The organism is Aeromonas sp. FDAARGOS 1415, assembly GCF_019048365.1.
GTDB classification, from domain to species: domain Bacteria; phylum Pseudomonadota; class Gammaproteobacteria; order Enterobacterales; family Aeromonadaceae; genus Aeromonas; species Aeromonas taiwanensis.
Genome location: NZ_CP077363.1, coordinates 22,299 through 38,711, shown reverse-complemented (window position 1 = coordinate 38,711; position 16,413 = coordinate 22,299). Strand labels below are relative to the sequence as shown.

The 16,413-nt window shown below is 63.3% G+C and carries 13 protein-coding genes; 2 read left to right on the top strand and 11 right to left on the bottom strand.

The window, feature by feature from the left end:
- Nucleotides 1–106: 106 nt before the first annotated feature.
- Both I6L45_RS00185 and I6L45_RS00180 read left to right on the top strand, forming a co-directional pair.
- Nucleotides 107–847 carry a dienelactone hydrolase family protein gene (locus I6L45_RS00185; RefSeq protein ID WP_216983102.1) on the top strand — a complete coding sequence of 247 codons (741 nt, stop codon included), beginning with the start codon at nt 107–109 and terminating at the stop codon, nt 845–847.
- 88 nt (nt 848–935) lie between these two features.
- The gene (locus I6L45_RS00180; RefSeq protein ID WP_167576614.1) at nt 936–1,511 is read left to right on the top strand and encodes a YSC84-related protein; all 576 of its coding nucleotides are present in this window, start codon (nt 936–938) and stop codon (nt 1,509–1,511) included.
- A gap of 67 nt (nt 1,512–1,578) precedes the next feature.
- Here the strand turns inward: I6L45_RS00180 and I6L45_RS00175 are convergent, their stop codons facing one another.
- The 11 genes from I6L45_RS00175 to I6L45_RS00125 form a co-directional block, all read right to left on the bottom strand.
- Complete coding sequence (locus I6L45_RS00175) at nt 1,579–2,589, bottom strand: beta-propeller fold lactonase family protein (protein WP_216983101.1); 1,011 nt, start codon at nt 2,587–2,589, stop codon at nt 1,579–1,581.
- A gap of 72 nt (nt 2,590–2,661) precedes the next feature.
- Nucleotides 2,662–3,270, bottom strand: coding sequence for a LysE family translocator (locus tag I6L45_RS00170; protein ID WP_216983100.1), 609 nt, complete (start codon nt 3,268–3,270; stop codon nt 2,662–2,664).
- Between the two features lie 122 nt (nt 3,271–3,392).
- Nucleotides 3,393–6,704 carry a mechanosensitive channel MscK gene (gene mscK, locus I6L45_RS00165; protein ID WP_216983099.1) on the bottom strand — a complete coding sequence of 1,104 codons (3,312 nt, stop codon included), beginning with the start codon at nt 6,702–6,704 and terminating at the stop codon, nt 3,393–3,395.
- A gap of 148 nt (nt 6,705–6,852) precedes the next feature.
- Complete coding sequence (gene pykF, locus I6L45_RS00160; protein ID WP_043759114.1) at nt 6,853–8,265, bottom strand: pyruvate kinase PykF; 1,413 nt, start codon at nt 8,263–8,265, stop codon at nt 6,853–6,855.
- Nucleotides 8,266–8,648: 383 nt separating this feature from the next.
- Nucleotides 8,649–9,779, bottom strand: a complete 1,131-nt coding sequence (locus I6L45_RS00155; protein ID WP_216983098.1) for a cupin domain-containing protein — start codon at nt 9,777–9,779, stop codon at nt 8,649–8,651.
- Between the two features lie 162 nt (nt 9,780–9,941).
- Nucleotides 9,942–11,312 carry an adenylosuccinate lyase gene (gene purB, locus I6L45_RS00150; protein ID WP_043759118.1) on the bottom strand — a complete coding sequence of 457 codons (1,371 nt, stop codon included), beginning with the start codon at nt 11,310–11,312 and terminating at the stop codon, nt 9,942–9,944.
- 126 nt (nt 11,313–11,438) lie between these two features.
- A complete protein-coding gene (hflD, locus tag I6L45_RS00145; RefSeq protein WP_043759119.1) occupies nt 11,439–12,050 on the bottom strand; it encodes a high frequency lysogenization protein HflD in 612 nt (203 codons plus the stop codon).
- Between the two features lie 171 nt (nt 12,051–12,221).
- Nucleotides 12,222–13,328: a tRNA 2-thiouridine(34) synthase MnmA gene (gene mnmA / locus I6L45_RS00140; RefSeq protein ID WP_216983097.1), complete on the bottom strand. Its 1,107-nt coding sequence runs from the start codon at nt 13,326–13,328 to the stop codon at nt 12,222–12,224.
- 158 nt (nt 13,329–13,486) lie between these two features.
- Nucleotides 13,487–13,954, bottom strand: a complete 468-nt coding sequence (locus I6L45_RS00135; protein ID WP_216983096.1) for an NUDIX hydrolase — start codon at nt 13,952–13,954, stop codon at nt 13,487–13,489.
- A 91-nt stretch (nt 13,955–14,045) separates the two neighbouring features.
- A complete protein-coding gene (locus I6L45_RS00130; RefSeq protein ID WP_216983095.1) occupies nt 14,046–14,978 on the bottom strand; it encodes a pseudouridine synthase in 933 nt (310 codons plus the stop codon).
- Between the two features lie 246 nt (nt 14,979–15,224).
- Nucleotides 15,225–16,271, bottom strand: a complete 1,047-nt coding sequence (locus I6L45_RS00125; RefSeq protein ID WP_216983094.1) for an NADP-dependent oxidoreductase — start codon at nt 16,269–16,271, stop codon at nt 15,225–15,227.
- Nucleotides 16,272–16,413 lie beyond the last annotated feature (142 nt).

Genomic DNA, 16,413 nt, shown 5'->3' with positions numbered 1-16,413 from the left:
ACCTTCGGGTGGCCTCCCTCTTTTTGGCGGCGTCGCCACTGACCCCGGGTTCCCCATCTCAAGCGGCTACAATCAGGAGCATCGTTCACAGGTAGAGGAACAGGCGATGAAGAAGGCATGGATGCTGGCCCTGCTGGGGCTGATGGGCAGCGGCGCGGTCGAGGCGGGCGCTGTGCGCTACGAGGTCGAAGGCCAGCCGTTCGAGGGGTATTACCTGGCGGCTGCCGACAAGCAGGCGCCCCTGGTGCTGCTGGTGCACGACTGGGACGGGCTGAACGGCTACGAGATCAAGCGGGCCGAGATGCTGGTGGCGCTTGGTTACAGCGTCTTCGCGGTGGACTTGTTCGGTGCAGGGGTGAGGCCGACCGCCATGGAGGATAAGAAGAAGCTGACCGGTGCCCTCTATCAGGACAGAGCCAAAATGCGCAAGCTGTTGCAGGGGGGGATGGCCGAAGCCGGTAAACAGGGGGGGCGGCTCGACAATGCGGTGGCGCTCGGTTACTGCTTTGGCGGCGCCGCCGTGCTGGAGCTGGCGCGCAGCGGGGCGGATCTCAAGGGGGTGGTGAGTGTACACGGCGGGCTCGAGACCCCGGCCGGACAAGATTACCGGCAGGCGAAGGGGACGCTGTTGATCCAGCACGGCAGTGCCGACGAGGCGGTGTCCCTCGGGCAGTTTGCGGCGCTTGTCGGCGAGCTGGAGAGCGCCGGGGTGAAGCACGAGGCGACAAGCTACAGCGGCGCCCCCCACGCCTTCAGCGTCTTTGGCTCGGACAACTACCGTGCCGACGCGGATGCGAAATCCTGGCGCCGCTTCATCGACTTCCTCGGGGAGGTGACCAAGGGGTGAGGGGACCCGGATAGGATATACTGGTCAGATGTGACGCTACCCGCCCGGGCTCGGTGTCCCGCGAATCAATACAACAAGGAGTGAAGATATGCGTCAATTGCAGTTCTGGAGCCAACTGTTGATCGTGTTGGTGCTGGCGGGATGCTCAGCGAAAGGGGACACCCCGAGCGAGCAGCGCAACAGCATCTTGCAGATGCGTCAGGAGACGCTCTCGGCCCTGTATGGCCAGAAGCCTGCCATCAGGCAGGAGGTGAGCCGTGCCAAGGGCTATGCGGTCTTTAGCAACTTGAACAACAACCTCTTCCTCCTCAGTGCGGGGAGCGGGTACGGGGTCCTGCGGGACAACAGAACCGGTCGCGACACCTACATGAAGATGGCCACCGCCGGCTTCGGCGTGGGCCTCGGGATCAAGCAGTTCAAGGCGTTGATCATCTTCAACGAGACCGCCGCGCTGGATCGTTTCATCACCTCGGGCTTCGATGCCGGCGCCCAGGCCGACCTGGCGGCCAAGGCGGCTGACGATGGCAAGGTGGTGGTCAGCGAGGCGGCCAACGCCGACTTCCAGCGGGTGAAGGTGTACCAGCTGACCGAGCAGGGGCTGGCGGCGCAGGCCACCCTGCAGGGTTACAAGTACTGGCCGGATGATGATCTCAACGGCAAGTGAGGGCCGGATGGCCCGGTCCACCTCCCAAGCGGCGCTCCATGAGCGCCGCCTGTATTTTTAATGCCGTTCAGGCGGGGCGCCCGGCGAGATCCAGAACCCTCACCCACATGGCCCCCTTGTCCACAGGCTGGCGGGAGGCCAGGGTCAGCTGCCCGCTCTCGGGGTCGATGCGGTGCACGGCCACCTGATCGGACTGCTGTCCGGTGGCGATGAGCCAGCGGCCGCCATGGTCGATGGCAAAGCCGCGGGGGCAGGCCTCGGTCGGGAAGTGGCCGAGGGATGTGAGGGCGCCGTCCCGGGCATCGATCCCGAACAGGGTGAGCAGGCTGCTGGCCCGTTCGCTGGTGTAGAGGAAGCGGCCGTCCGGGGTCAGGTGCAGGTCCGCCCCCCAGCGCTCGCCCTCATAGCCGGGGGGGAGCATGTCCAGGCTCTGGCGGGCATCGATGCGGCCGTCCGCCTCCCTGTGGTAGCGATTGAGGGTGCCGTCGAGCTCATTGAGGCAGTAGAGATCGCCGTTGGTTGGGTGCAGCGCCAGATGGCGGGGGCCTGCGCCTTGGGCGGTGTGCAGATCCCCGAGGGGATGGGGGATCAGCCTGTCATCTTCCAGGGTGAAGCGGCGGATGGCGTCTTCCTTCAGGCAGGCGACCAGCAGCTCCGGTTCACTGTCATGCCCCGCCAGCCACGTCACCGAGTGGGCCGCCATCAGGCCGTCGAGGCACTGGTGAGGGGGCTGCATCTGACCCTGCTCGTCCATGCGCGACACGCTGGCATGGTTGAAGGCGTAGGAGGCGGCGAAGAAGAGGCGGCCGCTCCCATCGGTGCAGGTGTGGGAGGCGCTGCCGAGCAGCGGTGCCGAGGTCGGCGTCCCCAGCCGCCCGTCCGCTGCGATGGGGTAGCTCAACACCCGAAAGTCGGGGCGCACCCCGGCGTGGAGCCAGCGCCTGTCGGGGCTGATGACCAGGGGCTGCACCTCGCCGCCGGTCTGCACCTCCTGTAGCGGCAGCAGCTCGCCCTCCGCCAGCTGAAACACATGGATCAACCCGCTCACCGGGTTGGCCACATAAACCACTTGTTGCATTGCATGCTCCTTGGCGACGGCCATCCGTCGGGATGAAGTAGGAGAAGGCGGGGGCTTTCCCGCCGCAGGGTATCAGATGTGGGTCAGGATCTCCTGGATGACGGGCACCACGGAGAGCGCCAGCAGGGTGGCCATGACCAGGTTGAAGCGGCGGCGGGCAAGGGGGCTCGCCAGCCAGCGCTTGAGCAGGGCGCCGCACAGGAGCCAGAGCCCGACGCTCGGGAACGAGACGATGAAGAAGGTCAGGGCGATGGTCAGGTTCTGTTGATGGAACCCGGCTCCCGCGCTGGTGAAGGCGGCGATGGCGCCGGTGGCGACCACCCAGGCCTTGGCATTGACCCACTGGAACAGGGCGCCCTTGAAGAAGCCGAGGGGGCGGGTCTGAGTGCTCCCCGTCACCTCGCCCGCCGAGCGGGCGATGAGCCAGGCCAGATAGAGCAGGTAGAGGGTGCCCGCGCACTTGATGAAGAGGTGCAGGTCGGGGAAGAGGGTAAAGAGCTGACCGAAGCCAAGGCCCACCAGCAACAGCATCAGGGTGAAGCCGACGCAGATCCCCATGAGCAGCGGCAGGCTCTTCCTGACCCCGAAGTTGGCGCCGGCGCTCATCACCATGATGTTGTTCGGCCCCGGGGTGACCGATGCCGAGACGGCAAAGAGCACCACGGCATAGAGATAGTCCATAAGGTTCCTCGGGATGACAGTCCGTTTTCTTCCCTATATTGGGGAAGTCTCTGTGCTTTCAAGTCGCGGGCGGGGGTGAAAAAAAACAGGCCCCATGACGGGGCCTGTGCAAGAGGGCGGGATCAGGCGGAGGGATTCTCCGCCGGCGGCAGGGCCGGACGGGACTCCACCTTCTGCTCTTCTCCCTGCATGTTCTTGATGTAGACGTCCATCTGGTTGAACGCGATCTCGATGCCGTGCTCGCGGAACAGCACGTCGATGCGGCGGTTCAGCTCGTCGATGGCCGGGTTGCGATCCCCCAGTTCGCTCACGAAGAAGCGCAGCTCGTGATCCAGGGTGCTGGCGCCGAAGGTGAGGAAGTAGACGATGGGTTCGGGATCCTTCAGGACCCGGCTGTTCTCCATGGCGGCCTGATTGAGCAGCTTGCGGGTCAGCTCCAGATCCGAGCCATAGGCTACCCCGACCTTCACGATGACACGGGTAATGGTGTCACTCAGGGACCAGTTGATCAGCCTCTCCGTCATCAATTGCTGGTTCGGGATGATCACTTCCTTGCGGTCGAAGTCGGTCAGGGTGGTGGCGCGGATGCGGATCTTGGAGACGGTGCCCGAGAAGGTGCCGATGGTGACGGTGTCACCGATCCGTACCGGACGCTCGAACAGGATGATGATGCCCGAGACGAAGTTGGAGAGGATCTCCTTCATGCCAAAACCGATACCGACGGACAGACCCCCTGCAACCCACTGCAGCTTGTCCCACTGGACGCCCATCATGGAGAGTGCCACCAGGGAGCCGACACCGATCAGCACATAGTTGAGCATGGTGGTGATGGCGTAGGCGGTGCCCTGGGCCAGGTTCAGCCTGGACAGCACCAGCACCTCCAGCAGACCCGGCAGGTTGCGGGCCAGGGACAGGGCGCCCCCCAGCAGGAGGAGACCGATCAGCACGTCGCTCAGGCTGATGGGGAAGAGGACGGCGTTGGCCCCGGTCCCTTCGCTCTTGTGCCACAGCACCATGCTGTCGAGGTAGGAGAAGATCGCCACCAGATCGGACCAGAGCCAGTAGAAGGCGACGCCGAACACCAGCAGCAGCATGATGCGGGTCAGGCGCAGGGACTGCTGGCTGACCTCTTCCAGATCCATGGGCTGCTCTTCGATGGTTTCGCCACCTTCTGCATCTTCCTGGCTCTTGTGCTCGCGCTTGGCCACCGCACGGCGGTAGGCGAGGCGACGGGCCGCGAGCTCAAGACCACGCAGGGCGGTGCGATAGACCAGGCCCCAGATGATGAGGAGGTAGAAGGACTCGATCAGGCGGCCGGTCAGCTTCAATGCGGTGTAGTAGTAACCCAGGCCGACCAGCACGATGAGCGCCACCGGTGCCAGGGCCAGGGCCATGGCGACGAGGGACTTCTGCATGCTCGCCTCGCCCTTGATGCGGGCGCGGGAGATGGGGAAGATCAGGTAGGCAGTCAGGCCCAGCAGCACCAGGGTTAGCACCTGGCCGATCACGTCGTTGCCAAGGGTGGAGGGTTCCACCACCGCCTTGGTCGAGAGCATGATGAGGGGCAGCAGGGGCAGCCAGAGGTAGCGCATGCTGTTGCGTTTGGCCTGCAACTCGTCACGGGGGATGCGGAAGTGGGTCTCGCCGATGCCACCCGGGCGCATCACCGACAGGTAGACGCTGAACACCAGGTAGCCGAGTGCCAGGTTCAGGGTGATCTGGAAGATGAGACGCGGGCTCAGCAATCCGCAGTAGGTGAGCAGCAGACCGGCGGCCAGGATGAAGAGGCTGCCCGGCAGGCGCTGCAACACGGTATAGAGCAGGGCGCGGGGGGTGTGCCACTGGCTGTCCTGGCGGAAGCGCCCCAGATCCTTGGCGATCCGCTTCTGGCGCTCGAGCAGGGCCGACCGTTTCCACATCAGCAGCCCCCCAATCAACAGCAGCGGCAGGGCGAGCAGGGAGATGGGCAGCAGCATGTCGCCCCAACCGCTCCAGTCAGGTTTGAGGACCCAGTCGGAAGCCTGCTTGTAGGCCAGCGCAGGCCAGCTGAAGAACCACTTGCCGTCGATGGGCTTGTTGCTGCTCACCCAGAAGATGTGCTGTTGCAGGGTGAACTCGATGGAGGCATAGACCCGGGTCAGCTGCTGCTGGGTCAGTTGCAGGCTGATGGCGTTGGTCAGCTGGGCATCCATCTGGCGGTTGAGCTGGTCCAGCAGGCTGACGCGCGTGTCAATCAGCTTGGCCAGATTTGCCCTGTCCTCCTCGCTCACCGTCTCGCCGCTGCTGGCGATCAGGTTGTCCAGATACAGGTTCTTCTGGAACAGCTGGTCACGCTGCTGACTCAGTTCGAACTGGGCCAGATGCAGGTCGGCGATCTGCTCCTCCAGGTTTTTCACCAGGGTGGAGGGGACGGCTTCCAGCTGCTGGTAGAGCTGGTAGAGGATGCGCGACAGCAGCAGGTTGCCCTTGAGCATCTGCACCTGTTCGTTGAGGTTGCGTTCGGTCTGGGTGCCGCGCTCCAGCCAGCTCTTGGCCTGCAGATTCTTCTGGGCGAGGGAGTTGAGGTTGGTGGTGGCGCTGATGAGCTGCTGGCTGAGCTGGTGGTTGATCTCCTGCTCTTTCTGCACCAGAGGGTTGTCCTCGGTGGCGACCAGCTCACCGGTCTGCTCTGCGGTCTTCTCGGTGTCACCCAGGCGCTTGGCGCTGCTCTGCTCCTGCAGCACCTGGAGTTTCTGCTCTTCGCTCGCGAGGCGTGCCCCCTGGTAGTCGCGCTGCTTGATGGCCAGATCCTGCATGCTGGTGCGGTTGTCCAGCTCCTTCTGCAGGTTGGCGAGCTGCAGATCCAGCAGGGCCAGCTCGGTATTGAGCTTCATCTTCTCGGCGCTGCTTACCCCGTCACCGGCGCTGAGGCGGGTGCGGATCTCCTGGCTGCGCTGGTAGGCCCGGCTCATGCTGGCCTGGGCCCGTTCCGGCAGGGTCTGCAGGTTGGTGAGGCGGCTTGCGATGGCGCCGATGGCTTCCTGGGCAGCCTGCATGTTGGCCAGCACATCGGGTTGACGGCTCTCCAGCTCGTTCAGGCTCATGCTGGCGTATTCGCTCTTCAGCTGTTCCAGGCTCTTGCCCTGGGTCAGGGCATCGAGTTTGGTGCTGATATCCTTGAGCTCGGACGGCAGGGAGCGGATGCGCTCGCTCAGGCTCTTGGCCTTGATCTTCTCCTTGTCGATGCTGTCGAGCAGGGAGAGGGTGTCCGTCAGGAACTTCTGGTCTGCCTGCTGGCTGACGGTCTCCGCCTTGCCGAGGGCATCGATGGCCCGCTGTACGGTGGCGCGCTGAGGCAGCTCTTGCGCCATCGCCGTCGGGGAGCCGAGTGTGATGAGTAAACAGAGCAGCGGCAACAGGGCGGCCGAGGCTCTTTTGAATCGTGTAGAGAACATAAAACGTCCGGGTGTATATGCGAGGTTCGGGTGATTTTCCACCAGGGGAAAATCCGCGTGGATTCTAGCACCGGTACAAGAAGGGCTGCAGGGGGAAAGAGAAAAAAAAACGGCGCCTCGTGGCGCCGTTTCATCGGTTCAGGCGTACTTACAGCACGTGAACGGAGGCGGTGTTGGTGGTACCGCTCGGTACCAGGGCACCGGAGACCATGACAACCACATCACCCTTCACGCCCATGCCGATTTCCAGCGCGGCTTCTTTGCCGATGCGATAGAAATCGTCGGTGGAAGCGATGGAGTCAACCACGTGAGTCACCACACCCTTGGTCAGTACCAGCTGGGCAGCGGTCTTCTTGTTGGTGGTGATGGCCAGGATCCAGGCTTTCGGGAAGTACTTGCGGATGGCCTTGGCAGACTTGCCGCCTTCGGTGGCGACCACGATCAGCGGGGCATCCAGCTTCTCGGAGGTCTCGACCGCGCCTTTACATACCGCTTCGGTGATGCGCAGCTTGTTGCTGTCGTTGGCAGCAGACAGGTTGGACGGCATCACGGAGTCGGTACGCTCGCAGATGGTGGCCATGATGGTCACGGCTTCCAGCGGGTACTTGCCCTTGGCGGATTCGCCGGACAGCATGACTGCATCGGTACCGTCCAGGATGGCGTTTGCCACGTCGCCGGCTTCGGCGCGGGTCGGACGCGGGTTCTTGATCATGGAGTCCAGCATCTGGGTCGCGGTGATAACCACTTTACGCGCCTTGTTGCACTTCTCGATGATCATCTTCTGGGCGAAGATCACCTCTTCCACCGGGATCTCGACACCCATGTCGCCACGGGCGACCATGATGCCGTCGGAGACAGCCAGGATCTCGTCGAAGTTGTCCAGGCCTTCCTGGTTTTCGATCTTGGAGATGATCTGGATGTTCTCGCCGCCGTGGGCCTTCAGGTGCTCACGGATTTCCAGCACGTCTTCCTTCTTGCGAATGAAGGAGGCGGCCACGAAGTCGACGCCCTGCTCGCAACCGAAGATGAGGTCGCGCTTGTCTTTCTCGGCAAGGGCCGGCAGCTTGATGGAGACGCCCGGCAGGTTGATGCCCTTGTTCTCACCCAGATCGCCGTTGTTCAGCACTTTACAGATCACTTCGCGCTCGGTGATCTCGATGACGTCCAGACCGATCAGGCCGTCGTCAACCAGGATGCGGTTGCCGACGCGCAGGTCGCTGGCGAAGCCGGCATAGGTGACGGCCACTTTGTCTTTGTTGCCAACCACGGTCTGGTCGGTGGTGAAGGTGAAGGTCTGGCCGGCGACCAGGGAGACGTCGTTGCCGCCTTCCAGCTTGATGGTGCGGATTTCCGGACCCTTGGTGTCCAGCAGGATGGCTGCTTGCTTGCCGGTTTCGGCCATGACAGCGCGCAGGTTGCTGATGCGACCACCGTGCTCGGCGTAATCGCCGTGGGAGAAGTTCAGGCGCATGACGTTCATGCCGGCATCCAGCATCTTGCCCAGCATTTCTTTGGATTCGGTCTTGGGACCGATGGTGCAGACGATTTTGGTCTTTTTCATGTCAGTCTTCATGGTTAAGGAATTTCCGCCGTGCAATATACACCAGTTTTTGGATACTTTTTATGATCCAGAAACAACGTTTTGAGTGAAAACTGCCTCATTTTGAAAGATAACGTTTTCGCTCACTGTTGATTTTACGGGCTAAAATAATTGGTTCCTCCATGTACCGGTTCATTTGGTGCCCACCCTGTGTCCGGTTGGGTGTCGTTCGGATGTTGTTAAATAACCAACATGGTGACATGAGCGACAGGGGGCTTCATGGTCGACCGTCACCAAGTGTAGTGGGGGGGCCGTCGGTTGCCAGCACAGGCGACGACAAAGGGGATCTGCAAAGTAACAAGGCGCCGCTGTCACCAGCGGCGCCTTGTCGTTGTCTGGGCGGTTTAGCCGAAGAACCAGTAGCCGCGGTTGACCAGCCGGGTCAGCAGCTGCAGGAAGCCGGCCTGATCCGCGAGCTCCACCAGCTCATCCTGGGTAATGATGTCCTTGTCGCACAGGAGCGAAATGGCGGCCGGATCCTCGCTCGGCAGGGTCCAGGCCTCGCCATCGATGTAACAGGTCCGGCTCTCGCCGCTGAACCAGACAGAGCGCAGCCCCGGCACCTTGATGGCGGGCTCGCCCTGGCTCAGCAGGTCGGCCACCTCGTCGGCGCTGTAGTCGGGCTCCATGGGGCTCACGTCCAGATCGTGCTTGGCCTCGGAGATCATGGTGCCGAACCACTCCTTGAACAGGGTCTCGTCGTCCAAGGCCTGCTGCATCAGTTCCCGCAGGCGGTGCAGCTCAAAGGGCTGGATCTCGCCGTGGCGGGCACGGGGCTGGAGGTCCGGGTCGCCGTAACGATCGGTGCGCATCTCGTTGTCGATCAGGTGATCGGCAAAGGAGGAGATAAGCGCCTTGGCGTCAGGCGCTCGGAAGCCCACGGAGAAGTTCAGGGAGGGCTCGATGGCGTAGCCCTCGTGAGGGAATCCGGGCGGAATGTAGAGGATGTCGCCCGGCTCCATGATGACGTCGATGATCGCCTCGAACGGCTCGCAGTGCAGCAGGGCGGCGTGGGCGGCGAACTCGCTGAGCGGCTTGGCATCGCCCACGCGCCAGTGGCGTTTGCCCTGGCCCTGGGTGATGAAGACGTCGTAGTTGTCGATGTGGGGGCCGACGCCGCCATGAGGGGTGGAGAAGCTCACCATCACATCGTCAAAGCGCCAGCCGGGGATGAACTGGAACGGCACCGCCAGCTCGTGTACCTCGGGAACCCAGTGGTTGCAGGCCTGCACCAGCACGGTCCAGTTCTCCTCGCCCAGGTGATCATAGGATTCGAAGGGGCCGTGGGATGCCTCCCACTTGTTGTTGAAGCGGGTCACCAGGCGCGACTCGATCACGTCCTCCATGGCCAGCCCCGCCAGCTCGTCCGGGCTGATGGGATCCTGAAAGTCGGTGAAACCGCCCTTGATGAGGAGCGGGCGCTTCTGCCAGTAGTGCTCGAGGAAGTGAGCGATATCCAGATTGAGTTGGTACATGGTGCTTCTCGTATCTTGTGAGAGAGGGCTTGCCCAAGGCGGGCTTGGGCAAGGCCACTCGGTTCAACAGGGTCCTGACTTGAACATAGTGTTGCCGGTCGAAAATAGCAGGGGCCCTGTGGCAGTGCATGCACAGGGCCCCTGACGTCTTCGGCTATCCGCTTATTTCAGCAGATCGACCAGACGCTGGGCGTCGCCGATGTAGTTGGCCGGGGTCAGCTTCTTCAGCTCCACCTTCACTTCTTCGGGCAGTGCTAGGGTGTCGATAAAGGTACGCATCCCTTCGGCGTCCACGCGGCGGCCACGGGTCAGCTCTTTGAGCTTCTCGTAGGGCTTCTCGATGCCGTAGCGGCGCATCACGGTCTGGATCGGTTCGGCCAGCACTTCCCAGTTGGCGTCCAGATCGGCGGCCATGGCATCGCTGTTGGCTTCCAGCTTGGAGATGCCCTTCAGGGTCGCCTGATAGGCAATCAGGGAGTAACCCACCGCCACCCCCAGGTTGCGCAGCACGGTCGAGTCGGTCAGATCACGCTGCCAGCGGGAGATGGGCAGTTTGCTCGCCAGGTGCTGGAACACGGCGTTTGCCAGACCCAGATTGCCTTCGGAGTTCTCGAAGTCGATGGGGTTGACCTTGTGGGGCATGGTGGAGGAGCCGATTTCACCGGCGATGGTGCGCTGCTTGAAGTGGCCCAGGGAGATGTAGCCCCACACGTCGCGATCGAAGTCGATCAGGATGGTGTTGAAGCGCGCCATGGCGTCGAACAGCTCGGCGATGTAGTCGTGCGGCTCGATCTGGGTGGTGTAGGGGTTCCAGGTCAGGCCCAAGGAGGTGACGAACTCCTCGGAGAACTGGTGCCAGTCCACTTCCGGATAGGCGCTGAGGTGGGCGTTGTAGTTGCCCACGGCCCCGTTGATCTTGCCGAGGATCTCGACTGCCATGATCTGCTTGAGCTGGCGCTCCAGACGGTAGGCGACGTTGGCCATCTCCTTGCCCATGGTGCTCGGGGTCGCCGGCTGGCCGTGGGTGCGCGACAGCAGCGGCATGTCGCGGTACTCGACGGCCAGGCGCTTGATTTCGCTGATCAGCTTCTCGCAGTAGGGCTTGATGACCTCTTCGCGAGCGGTCTTCAGCATCAGGCCGTGGGAGTTGTTGTTGATGTCTTCGGAGGTGCAGGCGAAGTGGATGAACTCGCTAACGGCGGCGAGCTCGGGGTTCACTTCCACCTTCTCTTTCAGGAAGTACTCCACCGCTTTCACATCATGGTTGGTGGTGCGCTCGATCTGTTTGATGCGGGCGGCGTCGCTCTCGTTGAAGTCGCTGACAATGCCGTCGAGCAGGGCGCTGGCGGCCGCACTCAGGGCAGGGACTTCCGGGATCCCGGCGTGGCTGGCCAGTTTTTGCAACCAGCGAACCTCGACTTCGACGCGAAAACGCAGCAGACCGAATTCAGAGAAGATAGGGCGCAGGGCATCGGCCTTGTCGCCATAACGACCGTCAATCGGGGAAACGGCAGTCAGCGCGGACAGCTCCATGGGGTGAACTCCTGATGATTGGTGTGGGGGATTCGTCGCCTCTCGTGTCTTGGCCGGGTCGTCATCCAGGGGGATGTGCGGCTGTTCACCCTGGTGTCGACCCTGTGCCCGGGCACGAGCGGATATTTAGTAACGTTTGGCCAGCTCCACCATCTTCTTGCGCGCGAAGATGATCTGGGTACGGCTGCCGCCCAGCTGGCGCCACAGCACCACGGCGCGGATGCCGGCCAGCAGCAGGGCGCGCACCTTGTGCTGCACCAGGGGCTGCTGCAGGAACAGCGGGGTGCCCGCCACCTGGATGCGCGGCCCGATGGGGCTGATAAGATCGCTGTAGATGCTCGCCATGTTGGCCAGGATCTGCTCGTCGAGCAGGTCGAAATGCTGTTGCTGGCGGCCGATCTGGCTGATCCGCTCCCCCAGCATGTTGAGGATGTCCTTGCGCTTGGCCAGCTTGCGCTCGAGCGCAATCAGGCTCACCACGTAGCGGGTCAGCTCGGCATTCTTCTGGCTGCCATCGGCACCCAGCTGCTCGACCAGGGCGCGGTAGCCGTCGCGAATGGCGAGGTGGTTGCCGAACACGTCCAGCGGTTGCTTGGGGTCGGTGACCAGGATGCTGGAGAGGCTCTCGCGCAGGGAGGCCTCGTCGCAGGTGCCGTCACGGGCCACCTTCTGCACCAGATAGGCCGCCTGGCAGATGCCGGCGAAGGCCATGGTTCTGTCTTGGAATTTGTCGCTCATATCTTCACAGCCCTGTTCTGTTCATCCGCCGACTGATGGCGCAGTCGGCCAGGATCCGGCCTTGGAATGGGTGGCTCACGCTTGTGGCCTTTTGTTCACGCCTCAAACAGGCGCGAGCCCGTTGGCCGAAGGTGTCTGCCAAGGGCCGCACGTTGCGGCCCTTGTTGCTCATCACACCGGATGGCTGAAACGCTGCTCTATGATGCCGCCACCCAGACACACTTCCCCGTCGTAGAAGACGGCGGACTGGCCCGGGGTCACCGCAGCCTGTTTCTCGTCGAAGATGACCCGGATGGTCTCATCGTCGATGGGCTGGATCAGGCAGGGGATGTCCTGCTGGCGGTAACGAGTCTTGACGGTGCAACGGCGCGGCTCGCGAATGGGGGTGCGATCCACCCAGTGCAGCTGGCTCGCGATGAGGCCGTCGGAGTAGAGGCGGGGATGCTCCCCTTGCGCCACCACCAGGGTGTTGCGCTCCACCTCTTTGTCCACCACGTACCAGGCCTCCTCGGTCGCATCCTTCATGCCGCCGATCCCGAGGCCCTTGCGCTGGCCCAGGGTGTGGTACATCAGACCCTGGTGCTCGCCGATCACCTTGCCATCCACGGTTTCGATGGGGCCGGGCTGGGCGGGCAGGAACTTGGCCAGGAAGTCCTTGAACTTGCGCTCGCCGATGAAGCAGATGCCGGTGGAGTCTTTCTTCTTGGCGGTGATGAGATCGAGCTGCTCGGCGATGCGGCGCACCTCCGGCTTTTCCAGATCCCCGACCGGGAACAGGCTCTGACCCACCTGGGTTTCGCTCAGGGTGTAGAGGAAGTAGCTCTGATCCTTGTTGGTATCCAGACCGCGCAGCAGGCGCGGGCGGCCGGTGCTGTCGTCACGGCGCACGTAGTGGCCAGTGGCGATGTAGGTGGCCCCCAGCTCTTCGGCGGCAAACTCCAGGAACGCCTTGAACTTGATCTCCTTGTTGCACAGGATATCGGGGTTTGGCGTACGCCCTGCCTTGTACTCTTCCAGGAAGTGCTCGAACACGTTGTCCCAGTACTCGGCGGCGAAGTTGATGGTGTGAAGTTTCATCCCCAGCTTGTCGCAGACGGCCTTGGCGTCAGCCAAATCCTGGGCGGCAGAGCAGTACTCGTCCGTGTCGTCTTCTTCCCAGTTCTTCATGAACAAGCCTTCGACCTGATAGCCCTGCTGCTGGAGCAGGTAGGCCGAGACGGAAGAATCCACGCCGCCGGACATGCCGACGATCACCTTGATTTGGCTGTTGTCTGTCATTAGTCGAAGTTACCAGTTCGTTTAAACGGGGCGTATTCTACCAGAGTTTTGCGCCCCCGGTCACATCTCCATGCCGCCTTGCCCATCGGGAGCCTGGCAGCGGGAAATCGTTTTTCTTGTTTCGGCCCCATAGCATCAAAAAGAGCGTCTAATGGCGCTTAAATGAAGGCCTTGAGGGCCGACAGCGGCAAGCGGGTACCGGCCAGATAGTCCTGGATACACTGCCACACCAGAGGGCTGCGCAGGGCCGGCTTGCACTCGGCGATCTCCTCCAGGCTGAGCCAGTGGCAGGCCAGGACGTCGCCGTCGGGATCCTCTGGATGGTGCTGACCCGGCGCCTTTTCAAGGTCGAAGATGACGGCGGTGCGCACAAAGGTGGCCTCGCTGTCCGCCGGCTTGTAGAGATAGACCCCGAGCCAGGCGGTGGGAGGCACGGTGAGCCCCGTCTCCTCTTTCAGCTCGCGGCAGGCGGCCTGGATGAGATCTTCCCCAGGCTCCACATGGCCGGCAGGCTGGTTGAAGCGGCGCCGGCCCGCTATCTCCTCTTCTACCAGCAGGAAGCGTCCCTGCCAGTGCACCAGAGCGGCCACGGTGAGGCGGGAGGGAAGGGGGGGATGTTCGATCATAGGGACTCCTTGTCTCGTTGTGCTCGGCCTGTGTGGGGCGCTCGATTCAGCTGCGTTATTTACTGCACGATTGCCAGGCCATGGCCGCCCGTTATTCCGAGGGTTTGGTGCGAGCCGGTCGGCGCGCTGTGCCACGGCCGCCGCTGCGATTGGCCGAGCGCGGGCCCGCTTCACTGCTGCCCCGCCCTTGGCGTTGCTCCTGGTGTTGGGCGTTGCGGGTCGGCCGGGCCGCTCGCGGTAGGCTGTTGCTGCCGGCCCCCTGTGGCTTGGTGGATGTGCGCGGCTTGCCGTGCGCTGCAGATTGCCGCGGGGCCGGCGCCAGCTCGGGGGCGGGCAGGGCGCGGCTTTCGCCGGGCGCCAGACCGTCGAGGGTCCAGTCACCGATGGCGTAGCGGATAAGGCGCAAGGTGGGGTGGCCGATATGGGCGGTCATGCGCCGCACCTGGCGGTTGCGCCCCTCCACAATTTTTATCTCCAGCCAGCAGGTGGGGATTTCCTTGCGCTCGCGAATGGGCGGGTTACGCGGCCACACGTCGGGATCACTAATAATGCGCGCCCCGGCGGGCAGGGTCATGCCGTCGTTGAGCTCCACTCCGGCACGCAGGGCGGCCAGTTTCTCCTCGCTCGGCACGCCTTCGACCTGCACCCAGTAGGTCTTGGGGGTCTTCTCCCCCGGCTGGGTGAGTCGCGCCTGCAATTTGCCGTCGTTGGTGAGCAGCAACAGCCCCTCGCTGTCACGGTCTAGCCGGCCTGCGGCATAGATGCCGGGCTCGGTGATGTAATCCTTGAGGGTCTCGCGACCCGCCTCGTCGGTGAACTGGCAGAGCACCATGTAGGGCTTGTTCAGGAGCAGCAGCTTGCGATCGGCAGGCGCCGGTGCCGGTTTGCGCTCCAGCTCTCTGGCTGTGCGCGGTTCATCCCGGCGCGGGGCCTGGCGCGGCGTGGCGGCACGTCTGGCCTTGGTGTCGGCATCGGGACGAGAAGAGAGGGAGAGTCGGGGGCGGGCTGATTTCATCGCGTGCATACCAAAAGCAGGGGATGCCGGAGTGTATCACAGGGGGCAGTCGACGGGATGCAAGGTGAATGAGGCGGGAGAGGTGCCCGCGGGAGAAGGGCTGGGAAAGGCCGCCAATCCGGCGACTCGAAAGTGCCAAATATCCCTGGTGTGGGAGTTGGCCACACCAGGGGACAAGCCATCCGGATGATGGCCTCTACAGCGGGAGGGCCGATGGGGCTGACTCCCGCTGCCGTCACAAGAGGGCCGTCAGGCTCAGGCCAGCTCGTCTTCTCCGACGCGAATGACCAGCTTGCCGAAGTTCTTGCCCTCCAGCAGCCCCTTGAGCGCCTCGGGGGCGTTCTCCAGACCGTCCACGATCTGCTCCAGATAGTGGATCTTGCCCTCACTCACCCACTGGCCCATCTGCTCGGCGAACTCGCCATAACGATGGCCGTAGTCGTCGAAGATGATGAAGCCTTTCACGGTGGCCCGCTTGGTCAGTATGGTGGACCAGGCCCAGTCCAGATGATCGGGTCCCTGGGGCAGGGCGCTGGCGTTGTAGTTGGAGACGGTGCCGCACAAAGGGATACGGGCCTTGGCATTGAGCAGGGGCAGCACGGCCTTGAGCACCCGGCCACCGACGTTCTCGAAATAGATGTCGATGCCGTTCGGGCAGGCGGCGGCGAGCTGCTGCTCGAAGTCGCTCGCCTTGTGGTTCAGGGCAACGTCTGCGCCGAGCTCCTCGCGGGCCACCCGGCACTTCTCGTCGGAGCCTGCGATGGCGACGACGCGGCAACCCATGATCTTGCCGATCTGGGCGACGGTGGCGCCGACCGGGCCGGTGGCGGCGGCGACCACCAGGGTCTCACCGGCCTTGGGCTGGCCGATATCCATCAGACCCATGAAGGCGGTGAAGCCCGGCATGCCGAGCACCCCGAGGGCGTGGCTGACGGGAGCCTGAGCGGGATCCAGCTTGAACAGGAAGCTGCCGTCTGAGACGCCGTAATCCTGCCAGCCCACCCCGTAGCTCAGCACCCAGTCCCCTTCCCGGTAGTCGGGGTGGCGGGAGGTGACGACCCGGTTGATGGTGCCACCCACCATGACGCCACCAATGGCCACGGGGTCGGCGTAGGAGTCGGCATCGCTCATGCGACCACGCATATAGGGGTCGAGGCTCAGGTAGACGGTTCTGAGCAGCAGTTGCCCCTCGACGATGCTCGGGACTGGGGTGGTCTTGAGGGCGAAGTGTTCGGCACCCGGGGTACCGACGGGACGGGCCGCCAGGGTCATCTGGCGGTTTTCGGTCCGGCTCTGGGTCATGGTATTTCCTCTTGTCACTGGGTGTCATTGCCACTGCGCGGTCAGTCGGCCCGCAGTGGCGAGAGTATTTGAGGCATCCAATTCACCATGGGATGGGTGCCTCTCTGCATGGTCAACTAGACCGGTCGTCTAGTTGTGGTGG

Bases quoted from the DNA above. Each gene is read 5' to 3' on its own strand.
- pykF (WP_043759114.1), bottom strand. From the start codon at position 8,265: ATGAAAAAGACCAAAATCGTCTGCACCATCGGTCCCAAGACCGAATCC.
- I6L45_RS00185 (WP_216983102.1), top strand. From the start codon at position 107: ATGAAGAAGGCATGGATGCTGGCCCTGCTGGGGCTGATGGGCAGCGGC.
- I6L45_RS00135 (WP_216983096.1), bottom strand. From the start codon at position 13,954: ATGATCGAACATCCCCCCCTTCCCTCCCGCCTCACCGTGGCCGCTCTG.
- hflD (WP_043759119.1), bottom strand. From the start codon at position 12,050: ATGAGCGACAAATTCCAAGACAGAACCATGGCCTTCGCCGGCATCTGC.
- I6L45_RS00130 (WP_216983095.1), bottom strand. From the start codon at position 14,978: ATGCACGCGATGAAATCAGCCCGCCCCCGACTCTCCCTCTCTTCTCGT.
- I6L45_RS00170 (WP_216983100.1), bottom strand. From the start codon at position 3,270: ATGGACTATCTCTATGCCGTGGTGCTCTTTGCCGTCTCGGCATCGGTC.
- I6L45_RS00175 (WP_216983101.1), bottom strand. From the start codon at position 2,589: ATGCAACAAGTGGTTTATGTGGCCAACCCGGTGAGCGGGTTGATCCAT.
- I6L45_RS00155 (WP_216983098.1), bottom strand. From the start codon at position 9,779: ATGTACCAACTCAATCTGGATATCGCTCACTTCCTCGAGCACTACTGG.
- mscK (WP_216983099.1), bottom strand. From the start codon at position 6,704: ATGTTCTCTACACGATTCAAAAGAGCCTCGGCCGCCCTGTTGCCGCTG.
- I6L45_RS00125 (WP_216983094.1), bottom strand. From the start codon at position 16,271: ATGACCCAGAGCCGGACCGAAAACCGCCAGATGACCCTGGCGGCCCGT.
- mnmA (WP_216983097.1), bottom strand. From the start codon at position 13,328: ATGACAGACAACAGCCAAATCAAGGTGATCGTCGGCATGTCCGGCGGC.
- I6L45_RS00180 (WP_167576614.1), top strand. From the start codon at position 936: ATGCGTCAATTGCAGTTCTGGAGCCAACTGTTGATCGTGTTGGTGCTG.
- purB (WP_043759118.1), bottom strand. From the start codon at position 11,312: ATGGAGCTGTCCGCGCTGACTGCCGTTTCCCCGATTGACGGTCGTTAT.